This is a genomic window from Armatimonas sp., from assembly GCF_031410135.1.
Classification (GTDB): Bacteria; Armatimonadota; Armatimonadia; order Armatimonadales; family Armatimonadaceae; genus Armatimonas.
Map to the genome: position 1 here is coordinate 1 of NZ_JANNYP010000530.1, position 4,585 is coordinate 4,585.

The following is a 4,585-nucleotide window of genomic DNA, read 5'->3' on the forward strand; positions in this document are numbered from 1 at the left end:
AAAGAGGTAGAGGACTCATGAGAGATCAGAGCCGTTGTTCGACTGGATCAGCGGCAGGATGTCATGTGCTTCCCCCGCGACTTTCGCCAGTCGAAGGAGGATTCGGGCGAGGCGTTGGCGCTCCGCGAATCGTAGTGAAACCATATCAATCCTCTCCACGAGCCTGAGTGTTAAGCGCGCCGCCTGGTCAATGGCAGCAAGCTCGGCAGAGACTCTAAAGTGGGAGCTAGACCGGTCAAAGTGGGAGCGTTTGGAAAGTGGTGGTTGCATTTTGGAATTGGAAAAGATGAATGAGGAGAAGGCCGGACGCCGCGAAGGAGAGCAGGATGAAGAGCCCGTCTTCCGCCGCAGAGCCGGTGACAAAGCGAAGCTTTGGAGGCAAGAGCCATACCCGCCCGCTGTCGGGCCAGTAGAGCGGAACGCCGCTTCTGGTGCAGGCATCAAGCAGCAGATGGGACAGGTAGCCCAGCGTCAAACCGAACCCGGCAAAGGGATCGAGCAAGAGTGCTAGTGGCAAGCCAAAGACAACAGCGACGACCAGCACCGCAAGAAGCGAGTGCATCGGTCCACGGTGTCCCAGACTTCGACTGAGTAGCCGTGCGACGAGCTTCAAGGGAGCTACGCCGCCAATGGCTACGTTGGAGAGTTTGGACTCTCTAGCGTCGAGGTCGGGCAGCAGGCTTCCAAGCACAGCGAAGAGAATCGCCAGCGACATAGAGTCGAAGGCAAGGCCGAGCGGTAGTCCGTAGAGGCTGACGATCCCTGCCATGACGTGAGTTCTCCATGTCATAAAGAAGAGATTGTAGTCATGAACGAGACCGAGGGACACGCGTCACCGCCACGGTGAGCAGTAGCTCGCTCTTGGCTCCCAGGCAGTCGCTTTGGCGGTTGCCAACAGCTTCCTGCTCCAACTGAGCGAAGAGAGCCTCATCGAGGGCCCCGTTTGCGGTGACACCGATTTGATGGCTGATAAGTAGTTCCACGAGCTGATCGCCGCTGATGAGGTGCACCGGGGCCAGTGGCAGCAAGAGCCCTTCCTGATCTATCGAGCCTGAAAGTGGCCCGCTGGTGATGAGAAGGGCTTCGGCAGCACCGGACCTAATCGCTACACCGCGCAGCTCGTCAGCCTGGCGCTGGAAGACGCGAGATTCCGTATCAAACTGTTTGACTTGAGCGACCACCTTTCGTGAGGAAAGCCCACAACCGAGTGTGGCGACGAGATCATAGCCACCGGCTCTGTTGCGACCCTTCCAGTCGGTACGCCCGGCCAGGCGAACGTCTCGGTAGCCGAGCTTGATAAGCAGAAGGGCAATGATCTGGAGATAGGCATCAAAAGGGAGCTCCAGCAGCCTCTGCTGGAGTTTGTTCGGGGTTTTCGAGTTCATGAAATAGGTGTTAAATGAGGTGACCAGGAGAGGTTGGATCAGCTTCGCGGCGGGACCACTTCCCTGGTTTTTGATGTCTCCATTCGGGCCGGAGTCTATCGGTGCTCTCATCCCAGGCTTGCGGAGGAAGGCAGCCACTGCACCCCATGAGCTCGCAGGTTGAGGCCGTTGGATAGGTACCATCGTTTGAGAATATCTCTTGTGAGGCGAGCCTGATCCCAGATCGCTTGGATATCGCCACTGCAATGGCCTCGGCGACGCGGTAGCTTGGACTTCTCTTGTGATTGTTTAGCCGTGAGAGAGTAGCTTTTGAAAGCCCAGAATCTTCGGCGAGTCGGGCCAAGCTTTCGACGCAGTAGTAAGGGACATGAAGTAGCACCGCCCGCAGTCGATTAACGACTTTGGAGGGTGCTTGTGCCAGGGCAGGCATAGGGGATCGAGTTAGGTATAAAGTGGTGTCGCGCACGTGACCGCACTATTACACCGAGCGCCAGCCCAACACGCAAGAAGCGTTACCTTGGGGTAATGCCTTCTTAGTTTGCATGGCTATTCTTCCGTAGCTCACTCTCCCATTCTTCACAGATCTCGCCTGGTATGACACGATGATGCCATGCAGAAGTCCCCGCTCCCAAGTCGTTTTTCCCGGTGGCTCGACACGGTTGACGCGGGCATTCTCTCCTGGGTCGCCAAAATGGGCCAAGCCCCCAAGCGGGCAGGAACGAAACTAAAGAAACTCCCTCTCGTTGCTCGCTGGGCGGTGGGTGCAGGGAGTGGCGTTCTGCCGGTGGTCGCCTGGCTTCTTATCGCTTCGCTCGTGACCACGACAGCAGTAAGCAGTCTTGTTCCCAGTGTGGCCGAAGCTGCCGGGGTCTACACTTCCAGCTCTACCGACGCCTACGGCAATACCCACCTGGCCGCAAACTCGGTTACTGCTTCCAGTACGTACAACCTAACTGACGACGATTCTCCCGAAGACACCCAGCAACAGCTTGGGATAGACCCTAACTGGAGGAACGGCGTGACGCGGGGGAGCGGGGCGTTGAAGTTTGATGGGAATAATGACCAAGTAGTAGTTCCAGCTGCTTCGGCTATTAATCTTGGAAGCCTAACCGACGTGTTCACTACTGAATTCTGGTTTTATCCAACCAATAGCGCTGTCAGGCGGTTAATTGCCAAGACGGACGGTACTAATTATTGGGGTATTGACGGCTCATCTACCGGATTCACCGTGCAATTTCTCAATACGGCCAGTGGTTTGATCTCGAAAACATTTACCACTACGGTAACGGCGGGGCTGTGGTACCACGTGGCGGCGGTCATTGATCGCCCCAATCAGCAGGTCAGTCTGTTTGTGAATGGGTCACTGATTCAAACCCAGAGTACCTCTACAGTTGTCGGTAGCGTGGCAAGTACTGGTTCGCTCATCATTGGCTACAACGGCGGCGGTTACGGTCCTACTAATGGTGTTATCGATGAAATTCGGGTATCTAACTCACTCCGATATTCTTCAAACTTCACCCCGCAACGCCGCTTCACCGAAGATAGGAATACTGCTGGACTTTGGCATTTCGACGAAGCCTCGGGCCAGACCGTACTCGACTCATCTGGCAACGCCAACAACGGCACGCTAGGTGCAAATTCTTCCTCTGCTTCGGACGATCCTGTCCGCGTTGACGGAGCTCAAGCAATCATGGATGGCTTTAAAGGCTGCTCGCCCGATGATGCTGCAGATGCTGCCTATCAGGCGGGAGGTCGCACTGGTGCTGGAAACCTTACCCTCGGATCTAACTCCAGCGCCACTGACCGCAAGCAGTATGAGGTGCAGATGGTGGATAATCGAAGTGCTCTAAGCTTTGATGGTACCGATGACCTGGTTCAGGTGCCGTATGCTAGTAGCCTTAATTTCGGCTCAGGTTCATTTACTGTGGAAACCTGGATTAACCCATCCACAAATGCCTCTACAGACCGATTTTTTGAAAAAGGCAGCACCAGTCCTCTCGTGTATGTTCTCCTTGATCGATTGTCTACCGGAGCCTTAGTCGCGTATCTGAATGATAGTAATGGCGGCACTCTTACGGCTAACCTAGCTTCGGCCGGCGCCATACCTGATAGTCTTTGGACTCATGTCGCGGTGGTGGTTAACCGTACCAGCAACTTGATAACTGCCTACATAAATGGTGTTGCCAGTGGTGCTGGTGTGAGCATAAGTTCTCTGACAGGTAATTTTAATACCACCGGAGTAACGCGTATAGGTAAGGGGGCCTTTACTGGCAATTTTGGTCCTACTCTGGGTAAAATTGACGATTTTCGTATGAGTAGTGGTACAATGTATACTTCCAACTTCACCCCCACGAGACGCCTTAATCCAGACTCAACCACTAAGCTGCTGCTGCACTTTGATGAGAATACCGGACAGGTTGTGTATGACGCCTCCAGTAATGGTAATAACGGCGTTCTGGGAACTACTTCAAGTAGTGAAGGTCTTGATCCCACCTGGACCACCGGCATCACCCCAAATAGTCCGTTGGATGTTGGTCCTACCTACTACCAATACCGCTACATCGGCGGCACCTGGAGCACGGCTGTTCCTGCTCCTACCACCAGCACCCAGCTTGGCTCCACTGGCATCTACCTCAAGTTCAACCCGGCTGGCCAGTACAGCGCCTACGATCACTTCCTCATCAACTCCTGGGCGGTGGAGGCTGCAAGTACCAGCTCACCCCAACGTGGCACCCGGCGTAGCTTCCCACTGCGAACTCACCTCACCGTCACGGCCAGTGGATTGGATATTATCGACTCCTCCACCAACACCCTCTGGATGCGCCTCCCCACGGGCAGCACCATGCTCGGCACCTCGGGCCTGCAAAGTGTGGCCGCCAAGAATGGCCGCATCTACCTGGCCTCCACTGGATCGGGCAACCTTACTACGATTCGCTTAGAGTCGGATGGCTTCGGCACCTACTCCACCAGCGGCAATGCGGTGGGAGCCAGGACGATTGCTAATCGGGCCAGTACCTCCAGCTACGGCACCGCCTCTGGCTTGGCTCTGGTTGCCAACGCCCCAACCGCTGTCTCGGTGCAGGTGCTCGGCACCGCGCCACCCAAGCAGTATGTCGCCCTGGCCGATGGAACGTCGGGCCGGGTGGTGGTGCTCGGCAATGAAACCGCCCAGCTCTCTAACCCGACAACCACAACCGAAG

General features: G+C 55.7%; 4 protein-coding genes. 1 reads left to right on the forward strand and 3 read right to left on the reverse strand.

From position 1 onward, the window contains the following. Window positions 1-15 precede the first annotated feature (15 nt). The 3 genes from RMO15_RS19750 to RMO15_RS19760 form a co-directional block, all read right to left on the reverse strand. Entirely contained in the window at window positions 16-144 is a 129-nt protein-coding gene (locus RMO15_RS19750; protein ID WP_309715833.1) for a hypothetical protein, read from the reverse strand. A gap of 91 nt (window positions 145-235) precedes the next feature. Continuing rightward, window positions 236-790 (reverse strand): metal-dependent hydrolase, encoded by a 555-nt coding sequence (locus RMO15_RS19755; RefSeq protein WP_309715836.1) that lies wholly within the window; start codon window positions 788-790, stop codon window positions 236-238. Between the two features lie 16 nt (window positions 791-806). After that, window positions 807-1,496, reverse strand: a complete 690-nt coding sequence (locus RMO15_RS19760; protein WP_309715839.1) for a restriction endonuclease — start codon at window positions 1,494-1,496, stop codon at window positions 807-809. Between the two features lie 673 nt (window positions 1,497-2,169). On the opposite strand from RMO15_RS19760, the gene RMO15_RS19765 reads away from it, so the two are divergent. Then, window positions 2,170-4,585, forward strand: a 2,416-nt coding sequence (locus RMO15_RS19765) for a LamG domain-containing protein (RefSeq protein ID WP_309715842.1), incomplete at its 3' end; no start/stop codon positions are given.

Bases quoted from the DNA above. Each gene is read 5' to 3' on its own strand.
- RMO15_RS19750 (WP_309715833.1), bottom strand. From the start codon at position 144: ATGGTTTCACTACGATTCGCGGAGCGCCAACGCCTCGCCCGAATCCTC.
- RMO15_RS19755 (WP_309715836.1), bottom strand. From the start codon at position 790: ATGACATGGAGAACTCACGTCATGGCAGGGATCGTCAGCCTCTACGGA.
- RMO15_RS19760 (WP_309715839.1), bottom strand. From the start codon at position 1,496: ATGAGAGCACCGATAGACTCCGGCCCGAATGGAGACATCAAAAACCAG.